This window comes from Cutibacterium sp. (assembly GCF_030525615.1).
Classification (GTDB): domain Bacteria; phylum Actinomycetota; class Actinomycetes; order Propionibacteriales; family Propionibacteriaceae; genus Cutibacterium.
On the sequence record NZ_JAUNEJ010000002.1, the window covers coordinates 1 to 21,707 of the forward strand.

Here is a 21,707-nt window from a genome sequence, read left to right on the forward strand (position 1 = left end):
GGTCCGGCAAAACCCCCACAGGAACACCCTCCTGCAAAACCACCCCAACAACCCCTAACCCTCAACGCACACTGGTGAAGATCACTGTGCTGGGCGATTCGTATTCGGCAGGCAACGGCACGCTGAAAGATGGGTATCCGGCTGATGGGTCGTATCGCAGCCCCAAGAATTATGGCTCGGTGTTGACCAAGCAGTTGAATCAAGAGTTTGGGCCGGATACGACGGTTCAGACGGATGTACGTGCGTGGAGTGGTGCCCACATCATTGACGGAGACCACAACCTCGTCAGCCAGGCTGATTCCATGGATCCACACACCGGAGTGATACTCATGACAGCAGGAGGCAACGACCTCGACTTCGCTGACGTCATCATGAAGTGCTTCCTAGAAAGGGTTTGGGCATCAACTAAGTGCGACGACTCTGTTGACGCAGCACGCACGAAGCTTGATGCCACAATGGCCGACACGGTGACATTGTTGTCGCATATCCAACATCGGCTGACGGATCCAGCTCATACCCGTGTTGTCCTGATCGGCTACCCCTACCTTGTCCCCGCAGACCGTGACGTCCTGGGAAGTGACGTACCTTCCACTCAGGTACGCGCCGCCGAGGATGAATTCCGCGCCAGGCAGGCTGCCACGATCAAGGCCTGGAACACATCTCATGTTCTCCAGGTGACCTACGCCCCTACTACCAGCTTGTTTAACACTCATGAACCTTACCCATTTATTACTTCGCACCAGAACCCGTATCGGTGGATCAACGGCGTTTTCGAAACGGCAGGAAAACGCGGAGACGACGGGAAAACTTATGCAGATAAAGTATCGGCTTCTTCAGAGTACCGTCCGAATTTTTACCATCCAAATGTGATTGGCCATGAACAGATTGCGGAGATGGTTCACAATGTGATCCTGTCAGCCAGAGCCGCGACACGAAGCGTGGGCGCGGTGGCTGGTAGTGGGGTTCCCCTCGACCAGTTGGAGACGGTGCCTGGGGTGCGGATGCGCCCTGACGTAATTGGGCAAAACCTGGTGCGTGCAGGTGAACCCCTCGAGTTAGACGCCTCCTCGTCCTACACCTCGATCGGACGCATTCAGCGTTGGCAGTGGGACCTTGACGGTGATGAACACTACGAGATTGATAGTGCCACACCTGGAATCACCCGCACCTTAAAGCAGCTGGGAAAGTATCGGGCACACCTACGCATCACCGATAGCACGGGTAGCAGTGACACTCTCACCTTCCCCATCGAGGTGACCCGTGATGGTGATGGTGTCCCCGATGCCCGGGATAATTGCCCCACCATCGCTAACCCGGAGCAAGTTGACTCCGACCATAATGGCGTAGGAGACGCCTGCGACACCCACACCACCACGAAGGCACCGAGATGACCACCCACAACAGCACAACCAGGAAGCAGTACCGTCGCGCACCCCTCAACGGCCTCATCATCGGTGCCATCGTCGGATTTGTCTGGCCTACGGTATTCGCGATACTTCATGTGCGTGAAACGCAGGTTATCCCTTCCGAGGAGTACCCCGCCATATTCACCATGTCGTTCATTTTCCCTCTAATTGGGTGGCTCACAGGCTTATGGGAACAGAAGACGTACGCGTGCGATGACCCGAAGAAACGGATACTCAAAACCCAAATCATAGGTGTTGTCATGGCGACTTTTGCTAACATTCTCATGTTCTCGACTAAATTGATTTTTGAACGCCAGGACATTCTCTTATACATAAAGGCAGCAGTACACCCGTTTTCGTTATTAGTGTTTCCTTGTGCCGGGCTGATCCTCAGTGATATCGGAATCAGACTCAAGAACAGTAAAGCCCCTTTCATTCTTAGTATGAGCATTGCTTCAGTGGTCATACTTTTCATAGCCGCGGTGGTATGGTATGACGTTTTCTTGACTGTGGCAATGTTCTTATCCTTTCATTCTTGATCCTCTACACTGTTTCGGTGAGATGTGTCGGTGGATGCGGCCTCGCGGGTAAGATTCTTAACGGCGACACTAGTTTCAGGGAGTTCTTCTTGCCACAGTGACCACAGTGCTCCTATTACCAGACATCCGCTCAGTAAGCAGCGAGATCCAGACCAAGACTTAACACCGCCAGCCCCTCTAGGAAAGACAATGATGGTCACCCACAACAGCACAACCAGGAAGCAGTACCGTCGCGCACCCCTCAACGGCCTCATCATCGGTGCCATCGCTGGCGTGCTCTGGACGATTGAGTTTTTACTACCTTTCTTGTTTCCGATGGGCGGGTATTCGCGGAACATCAAGATGGCTTTTATTGCCCTGACGCTACCTGGACTTGGATGGATAACCGGCTTATGGGGCAGAACAGCCTACGTCTGCACAACTCCAGAGAAAAAGAAACGCAAAGTCAAGACGGTCGGCATTGTCATGGCAACCACGTTCGGGGTACTTATGTCAGTCACTTATTATACTCTTGTTGCGGACACCCGGACTTTTGCCATACCACATAATGACGCCCTTAGCGGCAAGGCTTTTGTTATGCTTATAGCCCCTCTATTCGTGTTTCCCATTACCGGATGGTCGCTCAGTATTGCTAGGCTCAATACTCCGAGTGATCGTCACTCGGTAATCCCAAAAATGAGTGCCTGGATCGCTCTCGGTCTGTACCTTTCCACAGCAGCCTGGTTCGCGGTTAGCTGGTTTTTAAGTATATTATTCTATTTCGAGTTTTAAAGAAACCCTCGAAATGCGCTAGTTTTCCAACGCCAAGACACACCAAATCCCAACAATGCGGAGAACGGATACACCGCCCATGCAACACCTTCTCAGTACCGTCACGCACCTCGTAACAGCCTCATCATCGAGGTTGTCTGGGTGCTCGCGTTCCTGCTGCTCGGCTGCTCGGCATGATGATGACGACTGACTTTCCACAATGGGGAAGGATGACCTTCATCGGATTGTTGTTTTCCCTCGGTGGATAGCTTGATAGCCTGTGTAAATCTGCGATCGACTCGCACAGGCCGCTGTCAACACAACAACGTGACATCAAGGTGCTTTAGGCTGCCACAATGACACTGGATTGGATCACCACAGAAATCCTTTTATACCTTTTCATGGCAACCCAAGGCGCCATGAAGATACCTGATGACGAAGCGTTCAGCGTCAAGGCACGTTTTCTGTACCTATTATTCCTGATCCCGTTCCTCCTCTTTGGCTGGGCCATCGGTGCCATACGAGCGAACAGTGACGACACAAACCACAGAATCATCCCAGTTATGACCGCCATGACAATCATCCTAATGTCTCTATTCATAGGTTTTGGTTTTTCCTGAGCTTGTATCTTCATACGTTGCTTTTCTTGGCCACCAAAAGCGCACCTGCAGACTAGTAACAGCGAGGAATCACCATCGGACCCACGGGGAGCAATCTCGCCCAGCCCCGACGACGCAACTCTTCGGATGGGACCCCGCTAACCGAGAGAACCGGTCTGCAGGGCCGGCGAAGTACGACTCCTTGACAGCAACGAATCCCGTCGGGCATATTGAGTCCGCTGACTTTTCAGGCTGTCGAAAGACCAATCTATGAGGATCAGTTGCATGAAGAATCGAACGCTTATAGGCATAGCACTGACGCTCGTGTGCCTTGTTACCACACCTCCCCTCGTTGGGTGAATCGAAAATCCAGATGGTAACGCGAATATCCACATCTCCGATGGTGAACCAGACCCTGAACCTGAGGGGAATTCGTTTCTCCTATTCTCGACGAAACCCCCCGCTTTTTACCGGATTAGATCTGACCCTGGGAAATACCGAAGGCCCTACCGTCCTCTTAGGACTCAACGGTGCAGGAAAGACCACCTTGCTGCGACTGTGCGCGGGTGAGCTCAAGCCCTCGGCGGGGTCAATCACTGTGGACACAGGGGTCGCCCCGCGGTCTGCCGTGTCCTTGATGCCACAGCAGATCACGCCAATTCCTGGTTTCAGGGTCGTTGAGCAGGTGGCATATTCAGCCTGGCTTGCCGGATGCAGCTCCTCCGAGAGCGAGAAACGAGCGATTACAGCATTGAAGGCGGTCCAGCTAGACGATCACCTGACAGATACGCCCCATCGACTCTCCGGTGGGCAATTACGCCGAGTTGGTTTAGCCCAAGCTTTGGCGGGCAATCAGCCAATCGTCATGCTCGATGAGCCAACGGCCGGTCTAGACCCGGCACAAAGGCACGTCTTCCGGGATTTGCTCACTCGCCTCAGCAGTACTCGGAATCTTGTCGTGTCAACTCACGACACTTTTGAGATCGACTCTATGTACACCAGAGTCGTTGTTCTCGATAGGGGACGCATCGTCTACGATGGCACCACTCATGATTTCCTCGAGCGTGGCGGAAACTCTCCACACGCGGCCGAGGAAGCATTCCTTGAGGTCGTGGGACGAGCGGGGATGTCGCGATGACGTGGAAACTTCTTCTCCGACGCTCCTATGGCCTTCGCCTGTTACCCCTCATGATTTTGCTGTGGTGCTACGGGATCTCAGCTTTTCCTTATTTCTCGGTGACGTCTGGCATCGGCCAGTCGGCGATTGTGCTTCACGCATTCATGATGGTGGCAGGGCCTGTGGCTCTCAGCGCTTGTTTAGAACTTCGAAGGTTCACCGACGGTCAGGTCCTGGCTAAACCGACCGGAAGGTCTCGACTGTGGATCATCCTCCCCTGGTGGTCCTTAGCTGTCCTTCCATCAGCCCTGGCCGTGGGAGTTTCGGTTCTCATCCCTGCATCTGGAGACCAAGTCATACGCATGGCAGTCATCGGCATCATCTGGATGCTCGCATGGGGTGTCTTCGGTGCGGTCATCGGGATGTCGTGGCCCCTGGCGTTGTCGGCACCAACCGCGCTCATTCTCCCCTTCATACTCGTCGTGTATGGCCCAGCGGTTCCCGTGTTGGAACTGAGGTATCTATTTGGCGACTACACCGACTGCTGCAATGTGGGCGAGATGTTGAACCCGAGAGTCCTCACCGCCGGAATAGCGATGGCGGTCGGGATCCTCATCGTCTCAGTTGTGGCCGGTATTGTCAGAAGCTTTCTCTCACGGAGCATCGTGACCTTGACCTTAATTATTGGATTGGTCGCGTCTGCTCTCCTCAGTTTCAACATCGTCAAAGGAGTGGGTCCGTTTCCCGCGGTTCCTCGCACCGGACCGCAAATCTGCCTGAGCGACAAAGCTCCAACCGTGTGTGCGTGGGAATCACACGATCTTGAGCTGTTCGCCCCCATGATACGAGATGCCGACACGGCATGGCGATCCGCCGGTATTCAGGTTCCCAAGGAATATAGGCAGGGAACGGGGACGTCAACTCGAGACACTGTGTGGTGGTCGACATCTGAAACAACACTTCCTCACTTGCGCTCCGACACGGTTCTAAGTGTTGCTTCGGGCTTGGCCGTCGCCCCCTGCCAAGATGGCAATGACGACGTTGACGTCTGGGTTCTCGACATTCAGGAGCGTGTCGTTGCCTGGCTCACGAAACACTCGGGCATCGCAATGACGGGTCTTGATTTTTCCCCTGAAACTCACAAATGGCTGACGTCTATGGATCGACTGTCCATTGAGGATCAGGTCACCATAGTCGAAGATTATCGATTGCGACTCCGGAAATGCTGAAGGAACATATAGCGCTGGGGTGGAGAGCCTGGGCGCGGAACCGATCGCTGGGGACTCTTTTTGCAATCACCGCCGTTTGTTGCATCCTCATTGCGTTTACATCAGACATCATGATTTCCCTTCCTCCACTGCTGTCATGGAAAGGCGTTGAAGTTTCCAATGCTGCTGTGATACCGCTTTTGGTGGTCGTTGTACAAGGTTGGTGTCTCTCGCGTCGCGACCCAAGAGCAGAACTCGGGTCTGTACGTCGGATCGCATACGCAGATTGCCTCCTATCCATGACGCCTGCGGTGCTTTTCGCAGTCTTATCCTGGTCGGCGAATCTTCCGCTAGGGATGATTTCAACTCGCAACATCATTGGATTGGCTGGACTCACCCTCCTTTCGCACGCCATCGGAATTAAGAAGTTGTCTGCTATCCCTGCAGTCACCTGGGTTCTAGCGAGCCTTTTGCTAGGACGAACGGAAAGCTATACAGCACGGTGGTCATGGCCAATCAAAGACCGAACGGACGCACTATCGGCAATCATGGCAGGGACTCTCTGTCTTCTCGGAATCTTCCTCTCGCTCGCCAGGGCACGTCGGGCGATGTAACCCCGGCTAGCCTGGGGTCATGACGTCAATCTCGCTTTTCAGTGGCCTCGACCCGGAGACCCCCGCCTGCCAGGACTTCTACCGGCACGTGAACGGCACGTGGATCGCCCAAGCCGTCATCCCCGAAGACAGACCCGCCGACGGGCCGTTCTACCACCTCGATGACGAGTCCCGAAAAGCCGTCCACCAGATCCTTGAAGACCTGGCCTCCGGCAAGGGAGACGACATTCGCGAGGAAGCCACCGAGCACGAGGTGGAGGTCGCCGTGGAGCTCTACCGTCGCTATATGGATGTCGATGCTGTCGAGAAGGCCGGGGCCGAGCCGCTGCGTCCCCTTTTTGCCGAGATCGACGCCATCTCCAGCATCGCCGATCTCATGGCTTTCCTCGGCAAAGCCGCGAGACGTGGCATTTCTGGGCTTTTTGAGACCGAGGATGAATCCGACCCTGGCGACCCGACCCGCAAGCTGCTGTGGATCGGCCAGGGCGGCATCGGGCTTTCAGACGAGTCCTATTACCGAGACGAGGACAAGGCCAAGATTCGCGATGGCTATGTCCGTCACATTCAAGCCTCCTTCGAGCTGGCCGGTATTCCTGACGCCGCGCAGGCCGCTCGAACCGTCATGGACCTGGAGACCGAAATCGCCTCGCACCACTGGGACCGGGTCCGCTGCCGTGATCTGCAAGCCGCCTACAACCCCGTCACCTTCACCGATGTCGACAAAGCCCACCCTGGCCTCCACCTGGACACCTGGCGTAGCAACGCCAATATCCCCATGAAGGTCGTTGCGACCCTCAATATCGCCCAACCGTCCTTCTTCGACGGCGTGGAGACCCTGCTGGCTGACGAGCGCATTGAGCAGTGGCGTATCTGGGCCACGTGGCAGGTCATTCGCTCCTACTCACAATTCCTCAGTTCTGACTTCGTGGAACGCAACTTTGACTTTTATGGCCGCACCCTTAACGGCACTGTGACGCTGCGCCCGCGCTGGAAACGAGCTGTTGATTTCGTCCAGTCGGCCATGGGTGAAGCCATCGGCAAGATGTACGTCGCCCGTCACTTCCCGCCTGCCTCCAAACAGCGGATGGACGAGCTCGTCGCCAATATCCTGGCAGCCTATCGGGAGTCCATCAGCCAGCTGGAATGGATGGGTGAGGACACCCGCAAGGAGGCTTTGAAGAAACTCGCGAACTTCCGTCCGAAGATCGGGTACCCGGATTCTTGGCGTGACTTCTCCGGTCTACAGGTGGGTGAGGGCAACCTCGTCGACGCGGTACAGGACGTCTCCTCCTTCATCGTCGACTACACCATCGAGAAACTCGGTAAGCCGGTTGATCCGGACGAGTGGATGATGTTCCCGCAGACGGTTAACGCCTACTATCACCCGCTGCGCAACGAGATCGTTTTCCCGGCCGCAATCTTGCAGCCGCCATTTTTCGACCCGGACGTCGACGACGCCGTCAACTACGGTGGGATCGGTACCGTCATCGGCCACGAAATCGGTCATGGTTTCGACGACCAGGGGTCCACCTGTGACGGCAAGGGCCTGCTGCGTGATTGGTGGACTGCCGAGGATCGTACCGCCTTCGAGGAGCGCACCAAGGGCCTTATCGCCCAATACAACGAGTTGATTCCTCTCCAGCTCGGCCCTGACGGCCCACACGTCAATGGAGAACTGACGATCGGGGAGAACATCGGCGACCTTGGCGGAGCGGGAATCGCCTTCAAAGCCCTTCAGATCTCCTTCAACGGCAACGAACCTGAGCCGGTCGACGGCTTGACCTGGCAACAACGCTTCTTCCTGTCCTACGCGTCGATCTGGCGCGGCGTCATGCGGGATGAGGCTGCTCGTCGCCTGATCGTCATCGACCCGCACTCCCCCAACGAGTTCCGCTGCAACCAGATCGTCCGCAATATTGACGCATTCCATGACGCGTTTGGTATCACCGAGGACGACCCCATGTGGTTAGCTCCCGAGAAGCGAGTCACCATCTGGTGACGGTCTTACAAGGCAGTTTGCACCACACCACATCGCTACCAGACTCTCGTGAGCTTAATTGTATGAGGAGCACTCCGGACGAACGTTGCACAACGTTTTTCTGCAACTCGTGACAGCCGGTACGTGGCTCTCCCCGGCGCAGTGGTCGTGATAAGACGGTGGAAACTGACGACCTTCCACCGTCTGACCGGCCTCGGCTTGCAGGTAGCGGCAGCCTTGGTGCCGACACGCACGTCCAAACCGACTATGCGATCCGCCTTGCACCCGTGCGCCCAGGAGAAACTGCGGCGACAGCCCGCTCGGCAAAAATAAACGATCACGACAGCCATAATCGTAGCACTTTTAGAGAACACAGCCAGATATAATTGCGACTTGCTCAAAATGCCTCGCGTACATAACAGCTTTACGTCATTCGCACCCGCCATACGCGCATTGCGCCAGCTTCAATAACTACCCCCCCCCGAGCCTCCCCGAAACGCGTCACCTAAGCTATGCGAACGAAAGGAAGAATCACGGTCCAACCGGACCCAATACCCGAGACCACTCCAGAGACATCAGGCGGTACTTACTATGGGTTCTAAGGGTGACTTTTTTAGAGCATCCAACATAAAGATAAGACACTATGGAGGGGGTGAAAACTCCCGAAAGATACATCCCGCACGTGGCATAGCTGCCATTGCAGCACTCACATTGACATTCAGTTCCGGCATATACGGTATTTCTCAAATCGCGTACGCCGATGTGACGATTACGTCTTCCAGCGACTCGTGGAAAGCAGCCGCTGATGGCAATCCTGCGACTAATCTAAAAGACGACAAAGTGGCACCTGTTGAGGGTGTAACCAAAGGCACAATACAAAATGACTATGTGCCGAAAGCTAACACGGCGGTTGCTGAGGTGAAGTGGGACTCATCGAATGTCAAAACTGATCCGAACCCGTTCCAATTCGACATCGCCGTTCTCGTTTCTCAAGCCTTTGGCAATGGCGATCCAACAGCGAAGATCGACGGCTGGCAGAATGGTCATACCTTCGATACCGGAGACATTCCTGGACTGTTTGACGGTATTAAGTTCCGCTACGAGTTCGAAAACAGCCAGGCTACCTACTACTACGAAGGTGTCGACTACACCAAGATGTCGCCGCTGGCTACTGGTGTATCGGAACCCACCGTCACCATGGGTGATCTTGGGACATGGAGCTTACCGACCACGCTTCAACGGAGTAGCGACCCCCTGTCGCCCGGAATGGAGATCGAGTTTACCTCGACGTTCACCCCCAAGGCTGACTACATCGGCCCCACTCCGCCGCTCCCGCTGAATGTCACTGCTAATAAAAAAACCAGTATTATTTCCTTGGCGACAAAAGCAGCAGAGAAAGCTTACCCTAGTACCTACCATTCCGAGGGTTATCTCGGTGCGGACCAGCAGAATCCAACCAAAGGACCATCGCTGTTTCGACTGCAAAAAAATAACGGATCTACCGTCACTTTAAACTATAAGTACGGTATTACGGACCCGAGCGGCGATCCAGACGCAACAGCTGTCCAAGAGCTGAAGAAGGACCATGGCACCTACAAGATAAATCAGGATACCGGCCAGGTCACCTTTACTCCAGACAAAGACTTCCCCCAAGACAGTTACGGCCAACAGCTGGAAGGCGTACGCATCGTCAACACAGCGTCAATGGCGCAAGATATCTCTGACGGGGAAATGGGATTTACCCCAGAAATCGAGGCCTACAAGCTTCCGGAAAAAGATGCGCGGCGCAGTTGGGTAGAGGCATTCTACAAACCCACAGTGAAGGCATTGCATCCTGAGGTGCCCAACCTTGAAGCGTTTGGCAAAATGGGTGGCCCCATCACTCAGATCCCTAACCTTTCCCAAGATGGCGGGGACCCAGCGATTGATGTCAGCACTCTCAGCTTCGTGGATGGTGAGAACTCTGAGTACCCCGCGACCCCCGTCACCACGAAGAAAGTGGCTGGGGAAGGAACCTGGACGATCGATTCCCGAACAGGTGCCATTACGTTCACCCCAGATAAGGGTTTTGCAGGGCATCCCACGCCGGTGTGGTACAAAGCCAAAAATGAAGCTGGCGTCGTCACCACAGACGATGGCGATGATGATGACGCCAAATATGGCACCGGAAAGGTGACCTACACCTATTCTGACGCGTCAGGATTGTATGCGAACACCACAGGCCCCCAAGGGAAGCCGCAGAGTTCGTTCGACAAAGACGCCGATGATGCCGGTTTCGCTAACACAAAGGCGATGTTCCGCAATATCCCAGACGACTGGTACGGTGGTTTCACCTACAAGCTCCGAGGCGCAGATAAGCAGGGCAAAGTCGTTGTCGACGGCCAGGGAACATACACCATTGACCCCAAAACCGGCAAAGTGACGTTCACCCCTGAAGCGACTTTCTATGGAACCGCGAAGAGCGTATATATCGAAATTGCTTCTGGGTACACCAACAAAAATAATCAAACCGGTTCTCCCATCGCCATCTATACACCGACCGTGACCAAATCTTCTGTGGTCGTGCGCCCTGAGTTTGCAGCTGGCGCTTTGGGGAAAGCGATACATTTGACCCCTGATTATGACCAGCCGGACGGTTTGGAGGCGCTGGATATCACGTCGGTCACCTTCTTGAATGACGACGGTTCCCTGCCGACACAGCCTCTCAAGAAACGTGAAGTCAAGGGGCAAGGCACGTGGACCATTGACGACACCGGTACGTTCACCTTTACGCCCGTTCCGGGATTTGCTGGAGATCCCGACCCGCAGCTGTACACCGCCAAGAACAAGAGCGGCACCTATGCCTCGGCTGCTGAGGTGGGAGTAGTTTACGGTGGCTTGGTGGCCGTTCCCTCTACTACGGTTGGCCCTCAAAACACGGTCCAGCACTCGGATGATTCCGGTGCTTCCGACAACGGTGCAACTCGCGATGAGATGTTCCCAGATCTCGATCCGGCATGGTTTACGAACAACGGCGGGCCGCTCCAGGTTAAGCTGCTCGACGCCCAAGGTAAACCTACTGATTCAGTGACGGTGGACAAGCAAGGTACCTACACGATTGATACCAAGACGGGTCGCGTCACCTTTACGCCGGAATCCAACTATTACGGCAAGGCAAATCCGGTGACTCTTTCCGTCACTGGTTTGAAAGATGAAAACGGTAAAGAGGTCTCGGTAACCACCACCTATACACCCTTCATCACCAAAGATGGCGGCGTATTGCCTAACGCGTTCCATCAGGCGAAGAAGGTGGGCGATCCGGATTCCGTTACGCCCAGCTATCAGGATAACGGCTACAATATTGACCCCGCGTCTGCAACCTTCCCAGATGGCAGTCGTACCAAGAAGGTGGCTGGTGAAGGAACGTGGGAGATTAACCCACAAACGGGTGAGTTTACCTTTACCCCAGAGGTTGGATTCAACCAATCACCCACACCGGTGTCATACGATGGTAAGAACAAGGAGACAGGCCTGACAGTCACAGGCGGACAAGTGACGATTGCCTATCCGCAACCGACCGCTATTCCTGCCACCACCTCGGCTGAGCAAGGTCTTACTCAGTACTCCACCGATGACGACACGCAAGACGCGGGTCTCGAGCCGCACGAAATGTTCCCCACCGTGCCAGATAAGTGGTATGGCAAGGCAGATTCACCGGTGAAGTTCTATCTTCTGGATGGAGACAAACAGGTAGAAACTCTTACTGTGCGTGGCCACGACCAAGATGGCAACGAAATGGAGGCCGGTACCTATACGATCGATCCCGTATCGGGTATTGTGACTTTCAAGCCAAATCCAGAGTTCTTGGGTACAGCCCCCACTGCTGTTATTACCACAGATGGTCTCAGCTCTGAGTTGCGCACCCAGTACACGCCATTCTATTTCCCGGCACGCATAGAGCTGCCAAGCGATCGCCAGGTTCAAGATACGCTCGGCGCACCCACCTCATCGAAGTTTGAGCTCGATGAGTGGAAGACGGAACACTTCACGGTTGACAAAGAAAGCGTGAAGCTTCTGCCAAGCACGAAGACGATCCTGCAGAATGGCAAAGAAACACCGGTACCAGGAACCGTCTCCGCAGATGGCAAGACGCTCACCGTGCCCGGTGAAGGTACATGGAGAGTAGAGCTGAAAGGCCAAGCTCCGGCCGCAGGTACTGAGGATACCCGCGAGGTGGTGTTCACATTCACACCGGAGAAAGGCTTCGTGGGGCAGCCCACCGAGCTGAACTATCTGGCGAAGAACAGCAACGGTATTGAGGCGAGTATTCCCGGACAGGTTGTGTTTGTGTACCCGAGTGTGGCTACTCAAGACGCTCTAACTACCTCTACACAGGGTGCGGTGCAAAAATCATCCGATAAGGATGCGGGAGATTACGGCTTGAGTATTGAGGAAATGTTCCCGAACATCTCCAAGGTTCCTCAAGAATGGAAGCTCGGATTTGAACTCGATGGCGCTAAAGACGGCACATTGACGGTGGCTGGCGAAGGAACATACGTTATTGACCCAGCTACCGGTGAGGTGACGTTTACCCCTGAACCTGAATTCGTGGGCACGGCAAAACCGGTAACGGTGTGGGCAACCTTCGATGGCAAGCGCAGCGATGTCAGTGCCACGTACACTCCCGTGGTGCAAACCTTTGGTACGCCAAGCTACAAGCAAATTGTGGTTGAGACAGGTGCTACCCAAAAGTCCACCGTCACTGTTCCCAAAGACGCACCTGCGGGGGGCGTGACCTACGCAATTGATGCGGACTGGCTTAAAAACGAGGCTCCTGAAGGCTGGACGATTACGATCGACAAGGCTACCGGTGAAGTGACTGCTGTCGCGCCGAAAGACGCCGAGAAGATGATCGCTTTCGAAGTACCGGTAACGGCTACTTATCAAGGCGGGGCTCAGCGTACTACCAAGGCACCATTTAGCCCGCTCTCCGACACACAGTTTATCGACTACAATGTGGAGATCGAATACGATGACACGTTACCTCCAGGCTCTATTGAGACCGATCAAGACGGCGAGATCGGGGAAAAGGTAAAAGTTGATGGCAAGTGGCAGATAACAAAAGAACCCAAGCCACATAAGATTCGGGTCTCTTCGCAGATCACACCAGGAGATCAAGAATATAGTTGGACGAAGCCCATTCCGTATGAGGCTGAATACCGCTACAACCCGGATCTCAAACCAGGCGAGGTCAGAGTAGTTCAAAAGGGTCAGCCCGGCGAGGAAGCCTATAACGTCACCATAACTGTTGACGAGCATGGCAAGATTTCACTTTCTGAGCCTGAGCATAAAACTACACGGCAAGCCGTCAAGGAGATTTTTGAGGTCGGCCCCGATGTTGAATCGACCAAACAATCTACCAAGCGTCTCGACATTCCTTACTCCACGAAGATCATCTTTGATCCGGCTCTTCGCCCTGGCCAAATAGTGGTCGACCAAGAAGGTCAGGATGGCTTGCGTGAGGTAAGCACGAGCGTCACATACAAAGACGGCACTTTAAGTGATCCCGACATCACCGAAAAGGTACTCAAAGAACCTGTGGAACGCATTGTACGTGTGGGCGGTGAGCGTCCGCTAAACGATGAAGTGAAGGTCGAAGCTTTCACCACTCGTTTTGTGTACGATGAAAGCCTTGACCCAGGCGAAACCCGCATCGATCAGCAGGGTAAAGATACCGTGATGCAGTTCGTGGGCAACAAAGACGGTGGCGGCAAATGGGTAACCCTCGTCAAAGGGAACGATCAGGTTGTACGCGTGGGCACTAAGGAAAAGCCGTGCATATGCGATCACCCTGGCAGCTCCGATACGCACGATGGCGGCGTTCCTGCCGGTAGGACAAATCCTGCCGGAAACGCGGGTTCTGGCAGTTCAGATGTACCTCAAGCATTGCCACGTACAGGTTCCAGTCAAGCACGCGGGTTCGGCATATTTGCAGTCTCGCTTATTGGGCTAGGAGGATTGCTCATGCTATGGCACCGCAAGGATGCCTGACATACATTCCCAGGGAATAATCAGGCATGAGGTAAAGGCATAACCTCACTTAATGTCTGTTGACGGTGGCCGGAAGTTTGCATCGACATGCATTCTCCCGGCCACCGTTTCTTGTTGCTCATCGCAAACGATGGGCGTAGATGGGGCGTGAATCAGTCGGTTTCCGGCAGCGACCCTGACGTCATGCGCAGCTACACCTGTAGCCGGTCGGCACAACCTCAACCACTACCTCAACGCCGCCACGCCATCAACAACCCACCCGCTCAACTGCGAAGGCTCGGTTAACCCCTCACTTTCAAAAATCGGATTATTTTGCGAATAATGAACTATTCCTATTCTTTTTTAGCACCGAATATGACCCTCACGTAGGTTACGGTGTAAACGTCCGTGGCCACGGCAGCACCTGATAATCCGTTTTCACATAAGGAAAGAGATGTTACATATGTCCGAATCACACGTCCTCGCCTTACAGTCCACATCTGAGATCCTCAAGAACAAGTTCGATTCTGCTCTCGTGCGCCACGACGCATGGTTTGTTGTCTTCGTCGCTGTGATAATTGGGCTGGGAGCAACCCTCCTTGCCGGAATGGCCCTCTGGTGCGTCGCCTACCAGCACGGGAAGTTCACCGGTCACTGGAAGTGGGTGAAATACGGGGTTTCGGTATCCATGGAGTGTGTGCGCTGATGGCTTCATTCCACAAAGCCGACCGGCTCCCCTCCTCGCGAGGGGGGCCGGCACCCGCGACCACAGCGCTGTCCACGGGGCAGTGTGACCGGCGTGAGACCGTCATTGATGTCAAGAACCTGGATTTTCAGTACGCCGATCGACCTATCCTTAACCATCTCGACATCTCGGTGCCCCGCAGCTCCTGTCTTGCGGTCATCGGACCGAATGGATCGGGGAAATCCACTTTGTGCAAGATTCTGCAGGGAATCCTTACAGCCCCGAGGACCGCGACAACCCGTGTTCTGGGGCACCCGTGCGGCTCCCGGGAAGCGTGCCGCGCGATCTCTTACTGCGCCGACAACGACCACCTGCCGCAATTCCTCACCGGGGCGGAGTTCATCTCGTACGCCCTGTCCCTGAGGTCCCCGTCTCCCCTGGACAACGGGCGGCTGCGAGAAACGATCGCTGACATTTTTGAGCGTCTGGGAATGGCAGGTCGTCATGTCGACCTCATGGAGAGCTACTCGCACGGAATGCTCAAGAAGACCCAGATCGCCGCAGCCCTCCTCGCACGCACCCCTGTCATCATCATCGACGAGTCCCTCAACGGCATCGACATCGAAGCCCAGATGACGATTGAACGTGCGCTATCCGACCACATCAAGCAGGGGGGAAGCCAGATCATCTGCAGCCACGACTTCGCCATGCTGGACCGCTGCGCAACCCATGTCGCCATGCTCGACTACGGTAACCTCGTCGAGTTCTCCAGCGTCGAGCAGTTACGTGCCCGCCATGCGACGATCCGCGATCTCATCGTCGGATACATGGGCCTGGAAGATCATGACGATGCCTAACACCCAGATAGCTGGGTCGCAGGGCAACCTGCCCACCCACCACCGACTACAGACAAGTCCTGGCACCGTCGGGCCGAAAGATGTCTGCAGAAACCTCACGCGGACCTTGACCATCGTACGTCTCATGGGCGACTACCTAGTGCGGGTCGTGGTAGGAAAAGGGGTCCTCAAGTCACGCGCAGCTCGTCTCGGCGTCCTCGTATGCGTCATCCTGTTCCTCATCACCACGACTGCTCTGGCCACCTTTCTTACGCACGGCTTCGGCGGTGACGAATCCGTCCTGGACCTCGTCGTGACAGTCAACTCGTTGTCGTCGGTGTTGTGGACCGCAGTTGCCTTCCTCATCGTCAAGGTACTTATGGCTGACGCCGGCACCATGATGGCCATCACACACAACTTTCCCGTCACGAACCGGGAGCGCCAGCGTGCCGTGAGCGTCCTCGACGCAGCGACCACCCTGCTCCTCGTCGTCATCGGAATGTTCGCCACCAGCACCTCTACCCTGGTGAACTTCGGTGTTTCCGTCTTGCCCGGATTCATGACGTGCGTGGTCATGCCGGCGATGGCGACATACACGGTCCTTGAATACGCCCAGCGGTGCTGCGATCTGGCCCTCGCGCACACCCCGTTACGCCATGCCAGACAGCCGCTTCTCGCCGTGGTGGTGTTTTTTGTCGTGCTTGCCTTGTGGCGCGCAACGCCCTCGCTGCTGTCCGCGATCACCTCTTCACCACAGCCGTTCGCGGTCTGGACCCTTCTTTTTCATGACATTCATCTTCGGTGCGGCACTGCGGCGACGATAGGCTCCTTCGCCTTTCTACTCATACTGAGTCTGTTGCCAATCACGGTGCTGCCGACATCACCGCTAGAGGTCCGGCGTCGATTTGTGAAGCTCTCAGTTGTCGACCTCAGCCATCGCTTCAATCGTTTGGCACCTCAGTTCCGCGCCCTGTTTCGCAGCCGCTACAGCGTCCAGGCGGCCATCCTTTCGCTGGGATTCGTCGTGCTGTTGGCGACTCGTGTCGCCGGTCCGTCATCGGTGTGGGGCGTGGAGCCCATGACCATTGGAGGCTTCTTCCAGTACGCCACCCTCGCCCCGACGTTTCGCGCTCTTGAGCCGCGTCTTTCTGCCTCCCGCTTCTACCTCAGACTGATCGTGGCACTGGGCTTCTTCATGTTCCCCATGCTTGTGGTGGCCGTGGTGATCGACGTGATCGCCGGCCAGCCACTCGTATCGACGGTAATCGCCGCTGCCGGGGTGTGCGGATCGGCTCTGGTCACGACGGGTGTTGGGATCTTCGTCCCAGCACGCGACGACAATCCGCTGTCGATCCTGCTCGGGGGTGCGATCGTCCTCATTATCGCGACGGTGCTCATCGTCTTCTGCGGGATTCTCCGTCTCCCCAACGCGATAACCATCGTGCTGGGCATTCTCACCGCAATTCTCCTCATTATCCACAGCATTCTCACCATTGCCGATCATCGAAAGGCTGCCCGATGAAAAACCTCAAGGTGTACCTGACAAGTCTCGTCATTTCGATCATTGCGACACTGGCCTTAGCGGTCGGCACCATCCTCGTCCTCATGTTCTCGGTGCATGAGGAGTCGGCCTACCGCACCGGCCTGTTTGGCTCGGTGTACTTCCGAGCTTCCCCCAATGCACAGGGAAACGTTGATGCGACGATGGGTGTAGCTTCCCTACCCAGGCTGGGCATTGTCACAGCCGTGATCTTCGTCTTCACCCTCGTCGTCTCATTCATCTACCTGCGTCTCAAGGCCTATCGTGCGACACTCATCCAGTGAGTCTGCGTGGTGGTGCGCTCCTCGACACCTGAGTCTGCGGCCACTACTGAACCACGTCGTTATCACTGGATGTGTCCCGGCAGCCATCCTCGTCCTCGGATGGGCTGTCTGCGCGGCCAGCGGTTCCGACACATCACTGTTCGTGAAACTACTGGCAATTTTGGTGTTGGGAGGCATGGGTTCCTACTTCCTCCATGAGTTCTGCCATTGGCTGTCGCTGCGTGCGACGAGTCCCGGCACCTTGGTGCGCTGGGAGATGACGCCATTGCGCATCTCCCTACTCGTCCGCAACACCCCAAGCCCTCGCGCGGCGGCACTCAACGCGGCTGCGGGTCCGCTGGGTCCGGCTGTTGTGGGTTGCGTCGTCCTACTGATCCGGCCTCTTCTCCCTGCCGCTATGAGCGGTACCGTGCAGGCGATTGGGTGGCTGTGCCTTGGCCACATCCTCTTCCTCATACCGCCCTCTACTGATGGCCTGACCGTACTGTTCGAATTGACGAAACGAGGTCAGTTGAGCTGAGGCTCCCGCGCGCGAGCCACCCCGCGAGCCGCTCTCCCGAAGTGTTTCAGTTGCACCATCTATTGTGACGTGCGCCGAGTTCGTGCAGTTGCGTCACGATGTCGCAGATCACAGCTCTGCACGCCGGGCGAGTCTGGCCCCAACATACGTGGGAGTGCCTGTCGGGTCTCGGCTCACGACGACCACGGAAACCCCGGCTGCTGCTTGGCTCTCATCAGGTCGAACCCGATCAATGCGCCAATAATCGCAGCGCGATACTCAGGCGCGGCACCCGGTGTAAAACTCAGCGCGTAAAGATCCCGTTCGATGAACATGTCCATCACCGAGCCGAAATGCCGCGACGCGGTAGCGAGACCGCCGGCCTCTCCTGCAACCGTGAAGTCTCGCTCCCACAGGTTCCCACGCAGCACCAAGCTCTCCCCCGAGGCCATGTGTATCGAAACCTTGGGCTTGAATAACGTGATTTCCTGAACCAGCTCGGCGATCTCGGAGCCGTCGGGGCCAACAATCGACATTCGGTCGCGTCCCATAGTGACACGATCCACAACCTTGAGCACCAAAGCGCCGTCCAACTCGCAGACATCGAGTTCCCGATTACCCATCACCAGGCGTTTGAGCAGGTGCCCTACGGTCTTGACCTGTCCTACTGGCTGCCCGTCCGGCCCGAGTATCGAAAAATCGTTGGCAAGGACGGACGCCACCTGCCGCATCAAGAGTGTGTCGTAGGTAAGCAGCCCCATGGGCTACATGGTACGGGAGCATGACGCAATAACTGTCCCACGACTACCAATCACCCGCGTGCCTCGATCGCCTCGGCCATAGCCAGCGCACGGCGTGCGGTGTCAACATGGAGATTCTCGATCATCCGGCCCTGGTACGTGACGACCCCCGAACCGTTCCCGTTCTCCCATGCGTCGATAATTCCGCGAGCCTCCTCGACCTCGGCAGCGTCAGGCGCAAAAACCTCATTGGCCGGGGCTACCTGACCCGGATGGATGAGGGTTTTACCGTCGAACCCCATGATCTGAGCTTCCCGACACTGAGCGGTGAACCCCTCGACGTCTCGCACGTCGTTGTATACCCCGTCCAGAATGACGACCCCAGCGGCGCGAGCGGCCAGAATGCACATCTGGAGGGCAGTCGTCACCGGAGCTCGACCGGGGACGTGGGAAGCGCGTAACTCCTTGGTGAGGTCATTGGTGCCCATAATGAGCACGCTCAGACGGTCGGAGGCCTCAGCAATCCCCACGCAGTCAATCACCGCGCGCGGCGTCTCGATCATGGCCCACAACATCATGTCTTCCCCAGCGCCCGCAGCCTCCATGTCCGCGACAATGGCCCGCACCTGCTTAGCAGAGCCGACCTTGGGGACGGCAATGGCGTCGGGACCGGCAGCGACGGCAGCCCTGATGTCCTCGTGGTACCACTCGGTATCCATTCCGTTAACGCGGATAGCGACCTCCCGGTATCCGTACGGATGCGCCTTGACGACACCAGCGGCACGCTCCCGAGCCTCGACCTTGAGGTCGGGTGCCACAGCGTCCTCTAGATCAATGATGATGCCGTCGCAGTCGATACTGCGAGCTTTTTCCAACGCCCTAGCATTGGCACCGGGCATGAACAGAACGGAACGACGGGGACGCAATGAACTATCCATGTGCCCATCCTGCCGCACACTCGACAGATTTCGCGCGTCGGCGCGACAATCCTCACCCGAGCTAGTACCCGCTCAGCGGCGGCGCAGCAAGTAGGTGTCGAAAACCCACCCCAGACGTTTCTCAGCGTCAGCGCGGGCGGCAAGAATCTCGTCTCGGACCTCCGCCAGGTCACCACTGATGAGAATCTCATCGGGGGTGCCGATATAGGCAGCCCAGTAGATGTCAATGCCGGTGGGATCGATCAGACTGAAGGTTTGGCGTCCATCCAACATGACAATCACGTCGTCAACTCCCTCCGGCATACCGTCGGCCAGCAGGCGGGCCGGGGAGATCTGCAGCGGGCGACCCTGACGATTCAGCGGAATCTGGTGGCGCGAGGCCAGCGACAGGGAGCTTGAGATTCCAGGAATGACGGTGAGTTCAATGGGCACTCCCCCATCGGCGTCAACAGCGGCGATGAGTTTCTTGACGATGGCCAGGGTCGACTCGAACAGGCCCGGGTCACCCCACACCAGGAATCCACCACGCTGACCCTCAGAAAGATTGTCCGCAACGGCATGGGTCCACTGATCGAGACGCTGACGACGCCACCGGGCGACGGCTTCCGGATAATTCTTGGCGCTCTTCCAGGGGCGCGGCGGGTCCTGCAGCTCAACGATCCGCAACCCATCGGTGTGTGGACGGTATCGCCGAAGCACCTCACGGCGAAACTCCACGAGGTCGTCCACATCATGTTCTTTGAGGACGACGAAGAGCACGTCAAGGTGCTGTATGGCATCGACGGCAGCCAGAGTCAACCAGTCCGGGTTTCCGGGTCCGATACCGATGAGGTCGAGATAGCGAGACACCTGTCCTCCTGATGGTGATTTCGGCCCTAGGACGAGCGAGACACAACCTCGTCACACAGGGCCATGAGAGCCTGTTTGGCGTCCCCATCGGGCAGGGGGGCAACGTCGTCCCGGGCGCGATCGGCGCGACGCTGAATCTCGGCGCGTGCCTCCGCTATGACGTGGTTGGTGCGCAGCTTCGCGAGCACATCAGCCAGCAGTGCGTCGTCGGACAGATCAGCGTCGAGCATTGTCTTGAGCTCGCTGTCGGCTGGGTCCTTGGAGGCACGCAGCATGAGAGTCGGCAACGTCGGAACTCTCTCGCGCAAATCCGTGCCCGGGGTCTTGCCAGTTTGCGTCGACGTGATGTCGATGAGGTCGTCAGCGAGCTGAAAAACCTCCCCAATGTCCTCGCCAAATCTCTCCAGCGCAGCCACGATCTCCGGGGACGCGTGGGAGACCATCGCGCCAAAAACTGCGGAGGCCGCTATCAGGGACCCCGTTTTGTCGGCCACGACCTTGAGGTAGTGAGCAAGTGGGTCCTCTCCCTCAGAGGGTCCGCGAGTCTCGGCGATCTGGCCCTGCACTAGGCGCGAGAAGGTATGAGCCTGCAATCGCACAAAGTCAACGCCCAGCTCGGCCACTGCCAAGGAGGCGCGCGAAAAAAGGTAGTCGCCGACCATGATGGCCACCGAGTTTCCCCAGCGCAGGTTGGCCGAGGGAGCGCCGCGACGCTTGGCGGCCTCGTCCATGACGTCATCGTGGTAAAGGGACGCGACGTGAGTCAGCTCCATGACAACCGCAGCACGCACCAGGTCGGCGTCGTCAACGTCGTCACCGAATTGGGAGCACAACACCACCAAAAGTGGCCGGAATCGCTTGCCGCCAGCAGAAATGATGTGGTTTGCTGCTTCGGTGACGAACGGTGTGTCGGCGCCGGCTTGACGACCCAGCTCGTCCTCGACGAGGGCAAGTTTGGCGCTCACCAGATCGGTGAACTCACTGCTGGCGCTGTACGACACGGTTCTCCTCTTCCGCCCGAGCGTGTACTCGGTGCTCGTCGGGCCGCCATCTGGACACGACACGGTCATATTCCACATTACTGGTTGGGCGGGCCTCTCGTCTTGCCGGGACATG

18 protein-coding genes are annotated in these 21,707 nt (G+C 56.5%); 14 read left to right on the plus strand and 4 right to left on the minus strand.

What is annotated here, in order from left to right:
- The 14 genes from Q4B98_RS03715 to Q4B98_RS03775 all read left to right on the plus strand — a co-directional run.
- A partial coding sequence (locus Q4B98_RS03715; RefSeq protein WP_303195687.1) for a PKD domain-containing protein occupies nucleotides 1–1,391 on the plus strand: 1,391 nt, incomplete at its 5' end.
- Nucleotides 1,388–1,945, plus strand: a complete 558-nt coding sequence (locus tag Q4B98_RS03720) for an adhesin (protein ID WP_303195689.1) — start codon at nucleotides 1,388–1,390, stop codon at nucleotides 1,943–1,945. The genes Q4B98_RS03715 and Q4B98_RS03720, both read left to right, overlap by 4 nt.
- 189 nt (nucleotides 1,946–2,134) lie before the next feature.
- On the plus strand, nucleotides 2,135–2,716 hold the full coding sequence (locus Q4B98_RS03725; protein WP_303195691.1) for a hypothetical protein: 582 nt from the start codon (nucleotides 2,135–2,137) through the stop codon (nucleotides 2,714–2,716).
- A 335-nt stretch (nucleotides 2,717–3,051) separates the two neighbouring features.
- A complete protein-coding gene (locus Q4B98_RS03730; RefSeq protein WP_303195693.1) occupies nucleotides 3,052–3,315 on the plus strand; it encodes a hypothetical protein in 264 nt (87 codons plus the stop codon).
- A gap of 379 nt (nucleotides 3,316–3,694) precedes the next feature.
- Complete coding sequence (locus tag Q4B98_RS03735; protein ID WP_303195695.1) at nucleotides 3,695–4,432, plus strand: ATP-binding cassette domain-containing protein; 738 nt, start codon at nucleotides 3,695–3,697, stop codon at nucleotides 4,430–4,432.
- Between the two features lie 50 nt (nucleotides 4,433–4,482).
- Nucleotides 4,483–5,640 carry a hypothetical protein gene (locus Q4B98_RS03740; protein ID WP_368492312.1) on the plus strand — a complete coding sequence of 386 codons (1,158 nt, stop codon included), beginning with the start codon at nucleotides 4,483–4,485 and terminating at the stop codon, nucleotides 5,638–5,640.
- A complete protein-coding gene (locus Q4B98_RS10530) occupies nucleotides 5,634–6,233 on the plus strand; it encodes a hypothetical protein (RefSeq protein ID WP_368492301.1) in 600 nt (199 codons plus the stop codon). The genes Q4B98_RS03740 and Q4B98_RS10530 overlap by 7 nt, the downstream gene beginning before the upstream one ends.
- Before the next feature lie 19 nt (nucleotides 6,234–6,252).
- Entirely contained in the window at nucleotides 6,253–8,232 is a 1,980-nt protein-coding gene (locus tag Q4B98_RS03745; RefSeq protein ID WP_303195697.1) for a M13 family metallopeptidase, read from the plus strand.
- A gap of 741 nt (nucleotides 8,233–8,973) precedes the next feature.
- Nucleotides 8,974–14,241, plus strand: a complete 5,268-nt coding sequence (locus tag Q4B98_RS03750) for a G5 domain-containing protein (protein WP_303195699.1) — start codon at nucleotides 8,974–8,976, stop codon at nucleotides 14,239–14,241.
- Between the two features lie 442 nt (nucleotides 14,242–14,683).
- Nucleotides 14,684–14,926, plus strand: coding sequence for a hypothetical protein (locus Q4B98_RS03755; protein WP_303195701.1), 243 nt, complete (start codon nucleotides 14,684–14,686; stop codon nucleotides 14,924–14,926).
- The gene (locus tag Q4B98_RS03760; protein ID WP_303195702.1) at nucleotides 14,926–15,762 is read left to right on the plus strand and encodes an ATP-binding cassette domain-containing protein; all 837 of its coding nucleotides are present in this window, start codon (nucleotides 14,926–14,928) and stop codon (nucleotides 15,760–15,762) included. The genes Q4B98_RS03755 and Q4B98_RS03760 overlap by 1 nt, the downstream gene beginning before the upstream one ends.
- Nucleotides 15,763–15,868: 106 nt before the next feature.
- On the plus strand, nucleotides 15,869–17,263 hold the full coding sequence (locus Q4B98_RS03765; RefSeq protein WP_368492302.1) for an ABC transporter permease: 1,395 nt from the start codon (nucleotides 15,869–15,871) through the stop codon (nucleotides 17,261–17,263).
- Nucleotides 17,260–17,565, plus strand: a complete 306-nt coding sequence (locus Q4B98_RS03770) for a hypothetical protein (RefSeq protein ID WP_303195705.1) — start codon at nucleotides 17,260–17,262, stop codon at nucleotides 17,563–17,565. Before Q4B98_RS03765 ends, Q4B98_RS03770 begins: the two co-directional genes overlap by 4 nt.
- Nucleotides 17,566–17,740: 175 nt before the next feature.
- Nucleotides 17,741–18,085: a hypothetical protein gene (locus tag Q4B98_RS03775; protein WP_303195707.1), complete on the plus strand. Its 345-nt coding sequence runs from the start codon at nucleotides 17,741–17,743 to the stop codon at nucleotides 18,083–18,085.
- A gap of 173 nt (nucleotides 18,086–18,258) precedes the next feature.
- Here the strand turns inward: Q4B98_RS03775 and Q4B98_RS03780 are convergent, their stop codons facing one another.
- The 4 genes from Q4B98_RS03780 to Q4B98_RS03795 all read right to left on the minus strand — a co-directional run bounded on the left by Q4B98_RS03780 (nucleotide 18,259) and on the right by Q4B98_RS03795 (nucleotide 21,592).
- A complete protein-coding gene (locus Q4B98_RS03780) occupies nucleotides 18,259–18,825 on the minus strand; it encodes an LURP-one-related/scramblase family protein (protein ID WP_303195708.1) in 567 nt (188 codons plus the stop codon).
- 50 nt (nucleotides 18,826–18,875) lie between these two features.
- Nucleotides 18,876–19,742 (minus strand): CoA ester lyase, encoded by an 867-nt coding sequence (locus tag Q4B98_RS03785; RefSeq protein ID WP_303195711.1) that lies wholly within the window; start codon nucleotides 19,740–19,742, stop codon nucleotides 18,876–18,878.
- A gap of 72 nt (nucleotides 19,743–19,814) precedes the next feature.
- Entirely contained in the window at nucleotides 19,815–20,591 is a 777-nt protein-coding gene (cobF, locus tag Q4B98_RS03790) for a precorrin-6A synthase (deacetylating) (protein ID WP_303195712.1), read from the minus strand.
- A 26-nt stretch (nucleotides 20,592–20,617) separates the two neighbouring features.
- Nucleotides 20,618–21,592, minus strand: coding sequence for a polyprenyl synthetase family protein (locus Q4B98_RS03795; RefSeq protein ID WP_303195714.1), 975 nt, complete (start codon nucleotides 21,590–21,592; stop codon nucleotides 20,618–20,620).
- Between the last annotated feature and the right edge of the window lie 115 nt (nucleotides 21,593–21,707).

Coding starts and splice junctions, on each gene's coding strand:
- Q4B98_RS03760 (WP_303195702.1), top strand. CDS start 14,926: ATGGCTTCATTCCACAAAGCCGACCGGCTCCCCTCCTCGCGAGGGGGG.
- Q4B98_RS03780 (WP_303195708.1), bottom strand. CDS start 18,825: ATGGGGCTGCTTACCTACGACACACTCTTGATGCGGCAGGTGGCGTCC.
- Q4B98_RS03755 (WP_303195701.1), top strand. CDS start 14,684: ATGTCCGAATCACACGTCCTCGCCTTACAGTCCACATCTGAGATCCTC.
- Q4B98_RS03740 (WP_368492312.1), top strand. CDS start 4,483: ATGATTTTGCTGTGGTGCTACGGGATCTCAGCTTTTCCTTATTTCTCG.
- Q4B98_RS10530 (WP_368492301.1), top strand. CDS start 5,634: ATGCTGAAGGAACATATAGCGCTGGGGTGGAGAGCCTGGGCGCGGAAC.
- Q4B98_RS03720 (WP_303195689.1), top strand. CDS start 1,388: ATGACCACCCACAACAGCACAACCAGGAAGCAGTACCGTCGCGCACCC.
- Q4B98_RS03725 (WP_303195691.1), top strand. CDS start 2,135: ATGATGGTCACCCACAACAGCACAACCAGGAAGCAGTACCGTCGCGCA.
- Q4B98_RS03785 (WP_303195711.1), bottom strand. CDS start 19,742: ATGGATAGTTCATTGCGTCCCCGTCGTTCCGTTCTGTTCATGCCCGGT.
- Q4B98_RS03735 (WP_303195695.1), top strand. CDS start 3,695: ATGGTGAACCAGACCCTGAACCTGAGGGGAATTCGTTTCTCCTATTCT.
- Q4B98_RS03775 (WP_303195707.1), top strand. CDS start 17,741: ATGGGTTCCTACTTCCTCCATGAGTTCTGCCATTGGCTGTCGCTGCGT.
- Q4B98_RS03770 (WP_303195705.1), top strand. CDS start 17,260: ATGAAAAACCTCAAGGTGTACCTGACAAGTCTCGTCATTTCGATCATT.
- Q4B98_RS03745 (WP_303195697.1), top strand. CDS start 6,253: ATGACGTCAATCTCGCTTTTCAGTGGCCTCGACCCGGAGACCCCCGCC.
- Q4B98_RS03730 (WP_303195693.1), top strand. CDS start 3,052: ATGACACTGGATTGGATCACCACAGAAATCCTTTTATACCTTTTCATG.